Origin of the sequence: Providencia sp. CIM-Carb-044 (assembly GCF_033901115.1) — a bacterium.
Taxonomy (GTDB): Bacteria; Pseudomonadota; Gammaproteobacteria; order Enterobacterales; family Enterobacteriaceae; genus Providencia; species Providencia hangzhouensis.
In genome coordinates, this window is record NZ_JAXADV010000001.1 from 568,036 (window position 1) to 583,189 (window position 15,154).

A 15,154-nucleotide genomic window follows, 5' to 3' on the forward strand; every position below is an offset into this window, starting at 1 on the left:
ATATCCTATTATTCGTTGTGATGAACAGGAAGGGTGATAACTTCATTAGTATGAGCGATTTCATCTTGGTCATGAGTTACCCATAGCACGCCTATTTTTTTGTCACTCGTTAAATGATGGATAAATTCATTCACTATAATTTTGTTTTCTTCATCAAGGGCACTGGTGATTTCATCTAATAGCAAGACTTGCGGAAGAAATTGTAAGTTTCTAATAAGAGAAATACGCTGTTTTTCTCCTCCAGAGAGTTCATTGATCCCTTTATCCAAAATAGATTCATGTAGAGAAAATTGGTGCAAATCACTGATGACTTTGTCTTTATTAAATGGCAACTTTCGAATTTGATAGGGAAAAACGAGGTTGTCATACACAGCTTGCCCAAATAAAGTGGGCGTTTGAGTACAGTAAGAAACCTGCTGACGATAAGTTTCTGGGAGGATGGTATTGATATCTTTCCCTTGAAACTTAATCGTTCCTTGAGTGGGTGAAATTAACGAGGCCACTATTTTTAATAAGGTACTTTTACCGCAGCCGGAAGGACCCGTAATCAGTTTAAAGTCGCCTGCCTGTAAGTTAATCTGCACATTATCAAGAATTGTTTTTTGCTCAATGCTATAGCCAATGTTACTAAGTTGTAATAGCAAGTTGCTTTGTTCCATATTATCAATGACCTATAAATTAAGTGCGCAGCATTTAGTGTAAATGATATTCATTCAATATCTTACTCAATAATACAGCGCTGATATTGTTCAATATCAATTTAGATATAACTAATATTATGCGCCAATTAATTGAAAAATTATAGGGGAAGAAAAAATACACTTCTAATGAAGTAGGACAACGTAGATGAGTTCTAGGAAAGATTTGTACAGTTGAAAATAAAGCACAAATATTCATTCAAATTATTATTTTGAACATATGTGCATTCAGAATTTAGGATGGTATTTAATTTGAGAGATATCTCTTTTTTTTACATAAATAATATAGAGTTTAACTAGTGATAATATTATATTAATAATACCAAGTAATCTAATCTGCACTTAATATTTTGTTGTCTCTCTAAGGCAACACTATATTTATTTCATCTATATATTAAATATCACATCATGACATTAAGGAATTAAAATGAAAAAATTTAGTGGCTATAACACCAACTTTTCACTTGATGGCAAGGTCGCTTTAATTACAGGGGGAGCTGCAGGCATTGGGTTGGCGATTGCTCAACTGTTTGTTGAAAAAGGGGCTAAAATTGCCTTAATTGATAAGTCAGATAAAGTAGTGAAAATTGCGGAGAAATTAAAAAATTCAATTGGTATTCAATGTGATATAACAAATTCTGAGGCGGTTTCTCAGATGGTAAAACAGGTTGTTGAGCATTATGGTACATTAGATATTGTCGTCAATAGTGCTGGAATTGTAGCGCTTGCTCCCGCTGAAAATTTAAGTGAGTCAGACTGGGATTTAACCATGAACGTGAATTTAAAAGGGACTTTTTTGGTTTGCCAATCTGCAGGTAATGTCATGATTAATAATGGAAAAGGGAAAATTATTAATATGGCGTCACAAGCAGGCGTGATTGCCTTAGACCAACATGCCGCCTATTGTGCGAGTAAAGCAGCGATTATTGGTTTAACCCAAGTATTAGCACTTGAATGGAGCCCTAAAGGGATACAAACCAACGCCATTTCACCAACTATTGTGATGACAGAACTGGGCAAAAAAGCGTGGGAAGGTGAAAAAGGTGATGAAATGAAAGAAAAAATTCCTGCAAGGCGTTTTGCGGAACCGTCTGAAATTGCCGCATGTGCATTATTTTTGGCCAGTGATGCATCCGATATGATCACCGGACATAATTTGGTTATTGATGGTGGCTACAGTATCCAATAGTGATATTTAATAATGAATAAAGTGAGTATTAGTAGCGACTCGCTTTATTTATTATTGATGATTTTATTTAAATAAAAAATAAGCCAAATAATATAGGTATTATTTGGCTTGTAATAGAAAATTACAAAGTAGGATAACAGATATTAATTATTGCTATATCAATTAATCATTAGGTTTTAATAATGAAAGCGACATAGTAATAAGCTTTTCTACGGTGAAACCAAAATATTCAAATAATTGGTTTTCAGGAGCTGACTCCCCAAAGCTATTCATTCCCATGACCAATCCATCAATTCCTACATATTTACGCCAGTAATCACTGATACTGGCTTCGATAGCAATACGGTGCCGAACGTGATTGGGTAAAACGCGCTGTTGGTACTCTAAGGGTTGTTGGTCAAAGGTATCTGTTGAAGGCATCGAAATAACATTCACATTAAACCCTTGTTCAGTCAGTTGTTTCCAAGCTTCAACCGCTAATGTGACTTCAGAGCCTGTGGCAATTAATAGTAATTCAGGGTTTTCACTATTACTGCGCAAAATATATCCACCATATGCAATATTGGCGAGTTGTTCAGTTGTTCGCGAATATTGTATTAGGTTTTGCCGCGATAATATCAAGGCGGTTGGCGTATGTTTCGCTAAGATAGCTTGTTGCCAAGCCACCGCTGTTTCTACTTGGCAACAAGGGCGCCAGACTGACAAATTAGGTGTTGCACGTAGTGAAACAAGTTGCTCAACAGGTTGGTGCGTTGGGCCATCTTCACCTAATCCAATGGAATCGTGAGTATAAATGAGTATTTGGGGCAATTTCATTAATGCGGCCATTCTCACGGCATTTTGCGCATATTCAGAGAACATCAAAAAAGTTGCTGTGTAAGGGCGAAAACCGCCGTGTAATGCAATTCCATTAGCAATGGCGGTCATACCAAACTCTCTGACGCCATAGTGAATATAGTTGCCAGAAGGCTGTTCATTAATTGGCAGTGACCCAGACCAATAGGTGAGGTTGCTTGGGGCTAAGTCTGCGGAACCACCGATTAATTCAGATAAAACAGGGCCAATAATATTGAGTGTATTTTGTGACGCTTTACGTGTAGCTATCGTTGCAGGGTTTTCATTTAATTGTTGAATGAAGTTATCAATGATATCTGTAAATTTTTCAGGAAGTTGATTGGATAATCGCTGCGTTAGCTGCTCGGCAAGTTCTGGGTATTGTTTGGCATATTCTCGTAATGCTTGCTCCCAACGTAATTGCTGTTCAGCACCATGTTCTAGGGCATTCCAAGGCTGGTATATTTCATCAGGAATAACAAAAGGAGGGTATTCCCAGCCGAGTTGTTGACGAGTCAGCGCTATTTCGTCTTGCCCTAATGGAGCACCATGAGAATCGGCTGTCCCGGCTTTATTGGGAGACCCATAACCAATAGTGGTTCTGCAAATAATGAGGGTTGGTTTCGAGGTTTGTTGGCGAGCTTGTTCAATGGCCGCTTTGATTGCAGGCCGAGAATGTCCATCGACTTGGCGAATAACATGCCAGCCATAAGCTTCAAAACGCTTTGCGGTATTATCAGTAAACCAACCTTGAGTATTACCATCAATAGAAATACGGTTATCATCATAAAAGGCAATGAGTTTATTGAGTTTTAGCGTTCCTGCTAATGAACACACCTCATGGGAGATCCCCTCCATTAAGCAGCCATCACCTAAAAATGTGTAGGTATAGTGGTCGACAACGGGGAAACCAGAGCGATTAAACGTAGCAGCCAACGTTTTTTCTGCTATTGCCATACCAACCGCGTTGGCAATGCCTTGTCCCAGCGGGCCTGTCGTGGTTTCAACACCGGGGGTATAGCCTAATTCAGGATGACCCGGTGTTTTGGAATGGAGCTGACGGAACTGTTTTAAATCGTCGATAGATAAATCATAGCCCGTTAAATGAAGTAAGCTATAGAGCAGCATTGATGCATGGCCGTTTGACAAGACGAAACGGTCACGATTAGGCCAATTCGGGTCAGCAGGGTTGTGCTGTAAGTAATCTCGCCATAGGACTTCGGCAATATCAGCCATTCCCATTGGTGCGCCGGGGTGGCCTGAGTTGGCTTGTTGTACGGCATCTATTGAAAGAAATCGAATGGCATTGGCTAATTTATTTTGTGGTTGAGTGGACATTACAAAGCTCCCAAAGTAAAAGCGCCTAAAGTAAAACTAACGTTCCCCATTTTCATACTCACTGATTCGAGCCACTTTCGGCGCTGACCGTCCCCCTTCATAATGGGAAGCCAGCCATGTGTCGACAATGGTTTTAGCCAGTTCAGGGCCAATCACACGGGCACCAAAGGTAATAATTTGTGCATCATTACTTTTTTGTGCTCGTTCAGCGGAGTATGTGTCATGGCACAGTGCTGCTCGAATGCCTGTGACTTTATTGGCAACAATGGACATACCAATTCCGGTACCACAAATTAAAATACCGCGCTGGTGTTTACCTTGTACGATTGCAGTTGCAACAGCGTGGGCAACATCAGGATACATTTCATCTGCAACCCCAGTATTTAAGCAGTAATCAGTCACTTCAATGTTTAATTCTGCTAAGTGAGCCTTAATCAAATCTTTCATTTCAAATGCAGCGTCATCTGCACCAATAGCAATAGATAGCATGATAGAGATCCTTATTGTTGAACAAAAGTTCATTAATCAATCAAATGTACTATTTAGAAAATAGGATCTTATGAACAAATAATCAATAGGTGAACATATGTTTTTATTTTTGTGATGATGAATTCTGTGATCTACAGCTTCAAATTTAATTTTTTTTGCCAAAAATGTAAAAAATAGGCGTTTCAAGGCGATTTTATAAGAATTTTTGCACTGAATCACACTTTGACAATCTGACTATGGGCAAGGATGAAGAAAAGAAGGTATGGTTAATTTGTATCTTCATTGAACTTATGTTCATTTTACAAACCGCCGAGGATAGAACTATGTGTGAACACTGTGATTCAAAAGCAACGATGAGCGAAAGCATTCCAGAAAAAATGAAAGCCGTGGTTGCTTATGCACCAAAAGACTACCGTTTAGAAACTGTCGATGTCCCTAAAATTAGTGAAGAAGAAATTTTGGTTCGCGTAGAAGCTTGTGGTATCTGCGCGGGAGATGTGAAGGCTTTTGAAGGTGCGCCAAGCTTTTGGGGGGATGCAGAGCAGCCCGCTTATATCAAGGCACCGATGATCCCAGGGCATGAATTTATTGGCCATGTCGTAGGCTTTGGTTCAAAAGTTGAAGGTTTTGCATTAGGTGACCGTGTTATTTCTGAGCAAATCGTACCTTGCTGGGAATGCCGTTTCTGTAAACGCGGTGAATACTGGATGTGTGAGAAGCATGACTTGTATGGTTTCCAAAACAACGTGAACGGCGGTATGGCGCAATATATGAAGTTCACCAAAGAGGCCATTAACTACCATGTACCTGTTGAGATGCCAATTGAAGACGCTATTTTAATTGAACCTTACGCCTGTTCTTTACATGCGGTGCAGCGTGCCAATGTCAAATTGGGTGATGTTGTCGTGCTTTCGGGGGCGGGAACATTAGGCCTAGGCATGATTGGAGCAATTAAAAAATCCGGAGCAGGTAAGTTAGTCGTTCTAGATTTATTTGATAAACGTCTTGAATTAGCAAAAGAATTTGGTGCTGATATCGTATTAAACCCTAAACGTGATGATGTAGACAAAATTGTCAAAGAGATGACTGAAGGTTATGGCTGTGACATTTACATTGAAGCGACTGGGGCCCCTAAATCGGTAGAGCAAGGCCTTAAGATGATCCGTAAATTAGGTACCTTTGTTGAGTTTTCTGTATTTAAAGACCCTGTGACCGTCGATTGGAGCATTATCAGTGACCGCAAAGAACTGGATTTATTAGGTTCTCACCTTGGCCCATATTGCTACCCGTTAGTGATTGAAGGCATTGGTAATGGTGATTTCCCAACTAAAGGGGTGGTGACGGATATCTTACCTTTAGATAAATTTGCGGAAGGTTTTTCGATGATGGCGAAAGGTGACCCGCACATTAAAGTGGTTCTCGACCCAAACCTGTAGTGCTGTAGTGGGTTGAAAAAAATACGAAATTAAAAATATAACGATAAAAATTGGACCTGAATAAATGTCACCCTACCAAGGCTTGTTATTCAGGTCCTAACCCAGCGAACAAGCACTGAGGTCAACAATATGATAATCAATAAACTGTCTAAAGTAACGGGGTTTTCACCAAAGTTACTACTTGGCTATTTTGGCGTCCTGATCTTTATGATGGGGGAAGGGCTTGAACAAGGCTGGTTGTCGCCTTTTATTATTAGCCGTGGAATGAGTATTGAAGAGTCTTCATTACTGTTTAGTGTGTATGGTTTTTTTGCTGCTGTCGCCGCGTGGTTATCCGGTGTGTTGGCTGAAATTTATACTGCTCGTCGTGTGATGATTTTTGGTTTTGTGATGTTTGTGATTGGCTCGGTTATTTTCTTATCTGTTGGTTTACCGAGTAACAGCCTGTCTATCATGATCCCAACCTATGCGTTGCGTGGTTTTGGTTATCCAATGTTTGCCTACGGCTTCTTAGTTTGGGTGGCCTATGAGGCGCCAATTAAAAAATTGGGCTCTGCTGTCGGGATCTTCTGGTTTGTTTATAGTGGCGGACTCGGTGTTTTAGGGGTGATGTATTCGAGTTATGCGCTGCCAATTTTAGGTGAAATGGCAACGTTATGGAGTGGACTAATTTTTGTCACTATCGGGGCATTTATTGCTATCGCGCTTAACCGCAACAAAGCGGGAGATACACCGGACTCACCGAAAGAAAAAGTTTCACTTAGCTATGTGTTTAAAGGGATCACGATTGCGTTTGAAAACCCAAAAATTGGTTTAGGTGGCATTGTTCGTACTATTAATACCTCTGCAGCGTATGGTTTTGTGATCTTCATGCCAATGTTTCTTGCCGACTTTGGTTTTTCCCGCACAGAATGGTTACATATCTACGCAGCACTTTGGACAGTAAACATCGCTTTTAACCTGATCTTTGGCGTTGTCAGTGACCGTATCGGTTGGCGCAATATTGTGATTTGGTTTGGTTGTGTCGGCTGTATGGTTTGTACCTTAATGTTTTATTACGTGCCTTATTATTTTGGGCACAATTATACCCTGATGATGATAGCTGCTGGCTTATTTGGTGCATGCCTCGCTGGATACGTACCACTTTCAGCCATCATGCCGAGTTTAGCGCCTGAAAATAAAGGTGCAGCAATGTCAGTCCTTAATTTAGGGGCAGGGTTAAGCACTTTTGTCGGTCCTGCATTAGTTGGGCTCTTTATTAGTAGTGTAGGTGCTTTTGGCGTGATTTGGATTTTCTCGGGGCTCTATTTATTTAGTGCGATATTGATGAAATTTATTACTGTGCCGGCGGAATTACTTGAAAAGTCGGCAGAGATGCAGCTAACACCAGAAAATAAGTAAATGAGGGAATTATGAACAGAATCATTAATGAACCTGATCTTGTTGTTGAAGATGCCATTCAAGGCTATTTGAAAGCGCACCCTGAATATTTTGCGCAGACTGATAATGCGCGCGTATTAAAATACCCAAAAGCACCAATACAAGGGAAAGTGGGCATTGTTACTGGTGGTGGCTCCGGCCATGAACCTGCATTTTTAGGCTATGTGGGCGAAAACATGTTAGATGCGGTGGCAATTGGTGAAATTTTCTCCTCGCCAACCGCTGGGGCATTTTTAGATGCGTTCAAAGCCGCAGACAGTGGGGCGGGCGTTGCTTGTTTATATGGTAATTATGCAGGCGATAACATGAACGTCAAAATGGCGATGAAAAAAGCTGAAAAAGCGGGTATGAAAGTTAAAACCGTGGTTGCTACCGATGACGTCGCTTCAGCCCCTGCGAGCGAGAAAGAAAAGCGCCGTGGTGTCGCGGGTGAAATACTCATGTGGAAAGTGGGTTCTGCCGCAGCAAGTAAAGGCTATGATTTAGACGGCGTGATTAATGCGGCACAAAAAGCGATTAATAACTGCCATTCTATTGGTGTTGGGCTAACGTCTTGTACCATTCCAGCGGTGGGTCATCCAAATTTTCATATTGAAGATGGGATGATGGAGCTCGGTATTGGCCACCATGGTGAGCCAGGCATTGAAATCATGCCAATCCAGTCTGCAGCGCAAATGGCACAAACTATGTTAACGCCAATCTTAGATGATATGCAGGCAAAACAAGATGATGAAGTCGTCGTATTGGTTTCAGGATTAGGTGCCACACCCGTAATGGAATTGTATATCTATTATGCAGAGGTTGAAAAACAACTCAGCGAAAAAGGCGTGCGTATTGTTCGTAACTATGTTGGTAACTATTTTACGTCATTAGAAATGATGGGGGTAACGCTGACATTAATGAAAGTGGATGATGAATTGAAAGCATTGATGGATGTCCCTGCATATTCATTGGGTCTAACACAGGTCAAATAAGGAGACAACTATGCAAGTTATTTCAACGGGCAACGGCAAGGAAATTACCCTTGATTTAGTGAACATTATTGTTTCTAACCGTGAATACCTCAGCGAAATTGATGGAGCAATAGGGGATGGAGACCATGGCATCAATATGGCAAAAGGTTTTAATCTATGCGCTAAAGCAATCGCAGACCGTGAATTATCACTCAGTGAAGGCTTTGAAGAGATTTCTGATGCCTTGATGGAAGGTATTGGCGGTTCAATGGGGCCACTTTATGGCAGTTTCTTTATGGGAATGTCAGACAGCATTTCAGGGAAAAATGAGTTATCGCAACAAGATTTTCTTGCTATGTTGAAAAATGGGCTATCCGAACTGCAAGACATCAGTAGTGCAACAGTGGGTGACAAGTGCCTAATGGATACATTGATCCCTGCGGTTAATGCCTTTGAAGAGGCAACAAAAGCAGGAAAAAACTTTAAACAAGCGCTTGATGTGATGCAGGCCGCTGCAGTTGCAGGTCGTGATTCCACGGTAGATTTAGTGGCTAAAATTGGCCGTGCAAGCCGCCTTGGTGAGCGTTCAAGAGGCGTGTTAGATGCAGGCGCGACTTCTTGTTGTTTATTATTATGCCAATTAGCGCAAAGTGTTGAAAAACAGAGCGCATTAACCAATGCATAATTGTTTTATATAACTCTTTTCGTGGATATATAGCCAAAACCATTGCTATATATCCACTCTCTTTTATAACTCACTTATTAATTGCCACTAGAAACGCTATACTAAAACCTTATCATCCTTGTTGCGATTAACACCAATAAAGAGGAAACCACTATCTTATGGATAGATCACAAACATCTTCCGAAATCGAGCTACTGACTGAAATTGCGATAGCTTATTATCGCGATGAAATTACTCAGGAAGAGATCGCCAATAAGTTTGGTATATCGCGAATTAAGGTGGGGCGCTTACTTAAGCGAGCAAAAGAAGAAGGTATTGTTGAGATCAATGTTCGCTATCATCCTATTTTTAGCACTCAGCTAGAGCAACAGCTACTTTCTCGTTTTCCGATTTCCCGTGCGTTGATTGCCCTCGATCATCCCGATGAAGAAGAACAACGCTATCAAGTTGGCACACTTGTCGCTAATTATTTATCGACAACATTACGTGACAATATGATAGTCACCGTCGGTCAGGGGCGAAATGTCGCGGTGGTAGCCGATAGCGGCGGGGCCGTTCCTGAAAAAGATTGCCGTTTTATTTGCGGAATCGGCGGAACACACCGGCCTGGCGACTCTATCAATGCGGACCATATCAGCCGTCGCTTAGCGAAGAAATTTGGCGGAACCAGTGAAACCCTATACGCCCCTGCTTATGTTGAAAATAACGAATTAAAGCAATCTTTTATGAAAAATGGGACCATTAAGGAAACCTTAGATCGCGCCCGTAAAGCGGATATTGCCTTAATTGGTATTGGCGATATGAATGAAGATAGCTATATGGTCAAACTAGGCTGGTTTACACCGCGTGAAATTGTTGATGCGAGTTTGAATCAAGGGGTGATTGGCGATATCGCGGGTTATGATTTTTTTAATGCGCAAGGGCAACATGTTGATACGGTGATGAATGACCGAGTAATTGGCCTAAGCATAGAAGAACTCAAGAAAATTCCTTGCGTAATAGCGATTGCTTCCGAATCCTCCAAGGCCATGGCTATCATGGGGGCGCTGCGTACGGGGGCGATTGATATTATTGCAACGAGTGCGAGTAATGTGCGGACGATTTTGAAGATGTCCCAATAGCTCGTCATACTCCAAGCTGTAGCGTTGTTGACTACGTTCATTCGCATTAGTCACATACTTGTGTATGCTCCTAATGACTCATTCACTTGTCGCCTAGCTACAACTTGAATTATTTAGAGCTATTATTTGTCATACTCCAAGCAGTAGCGTTGTTGACGACACTCACTTATTCGTTTTCTGCTTAGTTATGACCCCTAACTATTTAGGGTATCTATTATAAAATAGGTTTGCATCACCTAATTAGTTGCCTTATTATTTTTATGTAAACCTTTGGGAGATGGCATTCCTCCTTATATAAAACCGCCCGTAGAGGGCTGATGATGCCTACGTTAACCTTTTCATTTGATGGGGTACGTAGGTATTATGTGCCCTAATTTAGGGCATAAATGATCTATACTCGTCATACTTCAAGTTACATGGGTGTTGACTGCATTGCGCTAGCCGAATTACATACTTGTGTATGCTCATCGGACTATCTTCGTTTGTCGCCTTCATGTAACTCGAATTATTTAGAGTATAACTGGGAGACTTTCCTTTCATTTATCCCGCCAGACATTAAAGGAAGTTTCTATGTATGCCTCATTATTTGCAATTGCGATGGGTTCAGTGCTTGGCGGATGGCTAAGATGGTTTGTTAGCCTAAGACTCAATCACCTTTACCCAAATATTCCTCTAGGTACCGTTGCGGTCAATTTGGTTGGCGGCTTTGTCATTGGTTTTGCCATTTCGTACTTTGCCAATGCAAATATTAGCCCTGCCTATAAATTATTCATTGTGACTGGCTTCTGCGGCGCATTTACCACCTTTTCGACCTTTTCACTCGAAGTGTTGGTGCTAATCCAAGAAGGTAAATTGGGTTTCGCTATTAGCACCATTGCTATCCACGTAATTGGTGCCTTAATATTTACCTTGCTTGGAATGTTGTGCCATCACTGGCTAACACAGGGATAATTTATTTATTAGCTAATAAATGATGTGCAGTAGCTTCATCGGTCACTAAACCTGTTACCCAACCGCCATTCATAACGGCTTGAATGGCTTTTGTTTTGTGCACACCACCCGCAAATGCGATCACAGGCTTATTTGGGGAAGGGAACAGTGGGACACTGGTGTGTGTGTCATCCAAAGCCGTAGAAAGTCGTTCACCGTTAGCTTGAATAAAATGCCCCAATAGTTCTGCGGCGACACCTTTTTCTAACAACATTTCCAATTGTTCATCCGTGACGAAACCTTCAGAATTGAGCGGGCATCCTTTACCGACTTCGCCAATACCAATAAAGGTAATATCTGCATTCAGGGCTTTTTCCGTGACTTCCTTATACACGCGATGTTGGCACCACATTGCTTTATCTTCTGGGCTATCAGCATAAAGAGGTGCAGGTAGAATATAGTGTCGGCATTGTAATTTTTCTGCAAAGCGTAATGGAATATCATAGCGTGTTGCTGAGCTATCACGGGCAATAGCGCCTATTAATGAAACACATTGGTGCTGAGAGGTTTCTAGGTAAGGAAGAGCGTCAATAATACTGCGTAATGTTCTGCCTGAACCGATACCAATAACTTGAGGTTTATCGGGTTCGATTAATTGCTCCATGAGCTCAGCACCTGCCACTGAAATCATGTCGAGTGTCGCTTCTGTATCTAGTTGCCCTGACGGGACGACAAAGCAATGTGTTAGGTGATACTTTTGCTGGATTTCATTAGCGAGTCTTAAACACTCCGTAATCGGGTGCGTGATTTGCACCTGAACCATACCTTGTTCTTTTGCTAATGAAATAAGGCGTTGGGCGACTTGTCTTGATAGCCCAAGTTCATGCGCAATTTCCTGTTGTGTTTTGCCTGCCACAAAATATAGCCATGCCGCACGTGCAGCTTGTTCCATTTTTTTTAATTCTTTCTGCATGAACATTCTCCTGCTGGTTTCGCTTATTGTAATTCTGGGCAATTGTTTATTAAAAGGGCAAAAGTCAATACTGTGAGCATTATCGCAGTAATTGTGATCAGATTGAAACTAAAATATAACAAACGGGCATATGCCCAAAAAAATAGCAATTATTTAATTTTAGGGTAAGGAGTCACAATGCTAAAGCAGAAATCAGTGTGGATGCACATCGGTGCTGGGTCATTTCATCGTGCTCACCAAGCGTGGTATTTGCACCGCTTGTGTCAACAAGGGGATGATAGTTGGTCAATTGCCTTAGGGAATATTCGCAATGATGCGAATGCATTGCTTGATAACTTAACCAAGCAAAATGGGGAATATACCCTTGAAACAGTTTCACCTGAAGGTGAGCGTCATTATGAAAAAATTACTTCAGTGCGCAAAGTATTGCATTGGGATGAGAATTTAAGCCAGTTAGTGGAACAAGGTTGTGATAAAGCAACACGTGTTATTGCTTTTACAGTCACAGAAGCGGGCTATTATTTAACCCCACAGCATGAGTTAGATGCAGAACAGCCAGACATTAAAGCGGATTTAACGGGCAAAATGAGCACGATATATGGTGCATTAACACAAATTTTACGTGCACGTTTAGCGGCTCATGGTGAACCTGTGACCTTGTTAAATTGTGATAATTTGCGCCACAATGGCGAACGCTTTAGACACGGCTTTTTATCGTTTTTACAATTAAAAGGTGAAACTGAGCTGTACCAATGGGTGAAAGAAAATACGCGTTCGCCGAATACCATGGTTGATAGGATCACGCCTCGCCCAACCCCAGATGTGGCTGAACGTGTAAAACAGCATACTGGTTGGGATGATAAAGCACCTGTTATGGGAGAGGCATTCATTCAGTGGGTGATTGAAGATGACTTTATTAATGGACGTCCTGCATTAGAAAATGTCGATGTAGAAATGGTTGAGTCCGTTTTACCTTGGGAAGAAGCGAAGATTCGTATTCTGAATGCAAGCCACAGTTGCATTGCTTGGGCAGGCACCTTAATCGGTTTGAGCTTTATTGATGAAAGCACCCGCCAATCTGCTATCAAACAAATGGCATGGAATTATGTGACACAAGATGTGATCCCGTCATTATCGCCGAGTCCTCTCGATTTAGAACAATACCGTGATGTGGTACTCGCACGCTTTAGTAATCCTTATATTCAGGATACTAACCAACGTGTAGCCGCAGATGGCTTATCAAAAATACCTGGTTTTATTACGCCAACACTCCAAGAATGCTATCAGCGTCAGCAGATTCCGGCTGCGACGGCTGTGCTGCCCGCTTTATTTTTCGTATTTTTACAGCGCTGGGCTCGTGGTGAATTACCTTATGAATATCAGGATGGTGTGTTGGATGTGGCACTATATCAAAAAATGATGAATAGCAGTGACGCATTGTCGCAATTTGTCTCAAGTGAAATGTTGTTCGGCTCACTCGCTCATTCTACTGAATTCCACGAATTGATGAGCAACACGGTTGAAAAAGTTGAAAATTGGCTCAAGTCACCTCAACAACCTCTGTAAGGAGAAAGGCGATGTACCTCGGAATTGACCTAGGCACTTCAGAACTTAAGGCCGTATTAATTAATGCTCAGGGCGAAATTGTTGCCTCAAGTCACATGGCATTAACAGTACAAAGGCCACATTCTCAGTGGGCAGAACAATCACCAGATAGTTGGTGGGAAGCCACTAACGCGGTTGCGGCTACCTTGCGCCAAAAAGCCCCAGAAGCATGGGCAGCGGTGAAAGCGATTGGTTTATCGGGCCAAATGCACGGCGCAGTATTATTAAACAGCGAACACCAAGTACTTCGTGACTGTATCTTATGGAATGACACCCGCAGTGCGAAGGAATGTGAATGGTTAATGGCAAATCACCCTGAGTTTCTAACGATTGGTGCTAATTTAGTGATGCCAGGTTTCACGGCGCCCAAGTTATTGTGGGTCGCACGCCATGAACCAGAAATATTCAAACAAGTTGCTAAGGTATTGCTTCCTAAAGATTATTTACGTTGGAAAATGACTGGTCAATTTACCAGTGATATGTCTGATGCGTCGGGCACATTATGGCTAGATGTGGCTAAGCGTGATTGGTCTGATGAACTATTGGCTGCAACTAATCTAACTCGTGAACAAATGCCTTCTTTAGTTGAAGGCGCTGAAAAAAGCGGTGTGTTACGGGCGGATTTAGCTTCCCAATGGGGGCTTAGCGCCGATGTAATTATCGCTGGTGGAGGCGGTGATAATGCGGCTTCTGCTGTTGGTGTTGGTGCGGTTAATGACGGTGATGCTCTAATTTCTTTGGGCACCTCTGGCGTCATTTTTGTGGTTAATAATCAGCTACAAGCAGCACCACACCAAGGCGTCCATGCATTTGCTCATGCATTGCCAAATCGTTGGCACCAAATGAGTGTGATGTTAAGTGCTGCCAACTGTTTGCGTTGGCTTTGCCAGCTTCTTTCCACAACGGAAAACCAGCTAATGGATGAAGTGGGGCTATTGACCGATGACGAGAAGAAGCAAGCGCCAGTATTTTTGCCTTACCTATCAGGGGAAAGAACACCCCATAATGACCCTTACGCAATGGGCTCATTCTTTGCGTTAAAAAATGAAACAACGCGTGCTCAGCTTGGTTATGCGGTGATTGAAGGCGTGACCTTCGCTCTGGCGGATGGCATGCAGGTTTTAACGCAAACGGGAACGCAAATTAGCCGGTGTAGCTTAACAGGGGGAGGAGCACGTAGTCCTGTTTGGGCGCAGCTTATTGCTGATGTTATCGATATACCGATTGTGACTCACCCGGCGAGTTCGTCGGGGGCTTTAGGTGCGGCTCGTTTGGCATGGCTGGCGGACGGCGGTAATACAGAAACCGTGTGCCAAAAACCAGAAGTGCTGAGTACCTATTTACCACAAAAACAGTGCCAAACTTGGTTAAATCAACGGCTTGATGTTTTCCGTTTATTATACCAACAGCAAAAACAAGCAAGGGAATTATTGCCGCAGTAGGCGAGTGTGGCGGTGTTTCCC

The 15,154-nt window shown here is 42.0% G+C and carries 13 protein-coding genes and 1 riboswitch; of the genes, 9 read left to right on the plus strand and 4 right to left on the minus strand.

Features of this window, described 5'->3' with window-relative positions:
• Window positions 1-8: 8 nt before the first annotated feature.
• The gene (fetA, locus tag SJ312_RS02585; protein WP_004263526.1) at window positions 9-659 is read right to left on the minus strand and encodes an iron efflux ABC transporter ATP-binding subunit FetA; all 651 of its coding nucleotides are present in this window, start codon (window positions 657-659) and stop codon (window positions 9-11) included.
• Between the two features lie 466 nt (window positions 660-1,125).
• Between fetA and SJ312_RS02590 the strand changes: the two genes are divergently transcribed.
• Entirely contained in the window at window positions 1,126-1,887 is a 762-nt protein-coding gene (locus SJ312_RS02590) for an SDR family oxidoreductase (protein WP_004263532.1), read from the plus strand.
• Between the two features lie 162 nt (window positions 1,888-2,049).
• Here the strand turns inward: SJ312_RS02590 and tkt are convergent, their stop codons facing one another.
• Entirely contained in the window at window positions 2,050-4,059 is a 2,010-nt protein-coding gene (gene tkt / locus SJ312_RS02595; protein ID WP_187710259.1) for a transketolase, read from the minus strand.
• A 36-nt stretch (window positions 4,060-4,095) separates the two neighbouring features.
• On the minus strand, window positions 4,096-4,548 hold the full coding sequence (rpiB, locus tag SJ312_RS02600) for a ribose 5-phosphate isomerase B (RefSeq protein WP_004263541.1): 453 nt from the start codon (window positions 4,546-4,548) through the stop codon (window positions 4,096-4,098).
• A gap of 323 nt (window positions 4,549-4,871) precedes the next feature.
• On the opposite strand from rpiB, the gene SJ312_RS02605 reads away from it, so the two are divergent.
• The 6 genes from SJ312_RS02605 (at window position 4,872) to crcB (ending at window position 11,134) form a co-directional block, all read left to right on the plus strand.
• A complete protein-coding gene (locus tag SJ312_RS02605; RefSeq protein ID WP_036958649.1) occupies window positions 4,872-5,984 on the plus strand; it encodes an MDR/zinc-dependent alcohol dehydrogenase-like family protein in 1,113 nt (370 codons plus the stop codon).
• A gap of 129 nt (window positions 5,985-6,113) precedes the next feature.
• Window positions 6,114-7,385 carry an MFS transporter gene (locus SJ312_RS02610; protein ID WP_004263544.1) on the plus strand — a complete coding sequence of 424 codons (1,272 nt, stop codon included), beginning with the start codon at window positions 6,114-6,116 and terminating at the stop codon, window positions 7,383-7,385.
• 11 nt (window positions 7,386-7,396) lie between these two features.
• The gene (locus SJ312_RS02615) at window positions 7,397-8,398 is read left to right on the plus strand and encodes a dihydroxyacetone kinase subunit DhaK (RefSeq protein WP_319866877.1); all 1,002 of its coding nucleotides are present in this window, start codon (window positions 7,397-7,399) and stop codon (window positions 8,396-8,398) included.
• Window positions 8,399-8,408: 10 nt separating this feature from the next.
• On the plus strand, window positions 8,409-9,062 hold the full coding sequence (gene dhaL, locus SJ312_RS02620; protein ID WP_110591588.1) for a dihydroxyacetone kinase subunit DhaL: 654 nt from the start codon (window positions 8,409-8,411) through the stop codon (window positions 9,060-9,062).
• Window positions 9,063-9,220: 158 nt separating this feature from the next.
• Window positions 9,221-10,183 (plus strand): sugar-binding transcriptional regulator, encoded by a 963-nt coding sequence (locus tag SJ312_RS02625; RefSeq protein ID WP_004263559.1) that lies wholly within the window; start codon window positions 9,221-9,223, stop codon window positions 10,181-10,183.
• A gap of 264 nt (window positions 10,184-10,447) precedes the next feature.
• Window positions 10,448-10,517: riboswitch (Fluoride riboswitch) on the plus strand.
• Between the two features lie 236 nt (window positions 10,518-10,753).
• Complete coding sequence (gene crcB, locus SJ312_RS02630) at window positions 10,754-11,134, plus strand: fluoride efflux transporter CrcB (RefSeq protein WP_094961244.1); 381 nt, start codon at window positions 10,754-10,756, stop codon at window positions 11,132-11,134.
• A gap of 1 nt (window position 11,135) precedes the next feature.
• Here the strand turns inward: crcB and SJ312_RS02635 are convergent, their stop codons facing one another.
• The gene (locus SJ312_RS02635; RefSeq protein ID WP_094961245.1) at window positions 11,136-12,086 is read right to left on the minus strand and encodes a sugar-binding transcriptional regulator; all 951 of its coding nucleotides are present in this window, start codon (window positions 12,084-12,086) and stop codon (window positions 11,136-11,138) included.
• 177 nt (window positions 12,087-12,263) lie between these two features.
• Here SJ312_RS02635 and dalD point away from each other — a divergent pair, with 177 nt between their 5' ends.
• Together dalD and xylB are read left to right on the plus strand one after the other, a co-directional pair.
• Complete coding sequence (gene dalD, locus SJ312_RS02640) at window positions 12,264-13,652, plus strand: D-arabinitol 4-dehydrogenase (RefSeq protein WP_110591589.1); 1,389 nt, start codon at window positions 12,264-12,266, stop codon at window positions 13,650-13,652.
• Window positions 13,653-13,663: 11 nt separating this feature from the next.
• On the plus strand, window positions 13,664-15,133 hold the full coding sequence (gene xylB, locus SJ312_RS02645; protein WP_094961247.1) for a xylulokinase: 1,470 nt from the start codon (window positions 13,664-13,666) through the stop codon (window positions 15,131-15,133).
• Window positions 15,134-15,154: the final 21 nt, after the last annotated feature.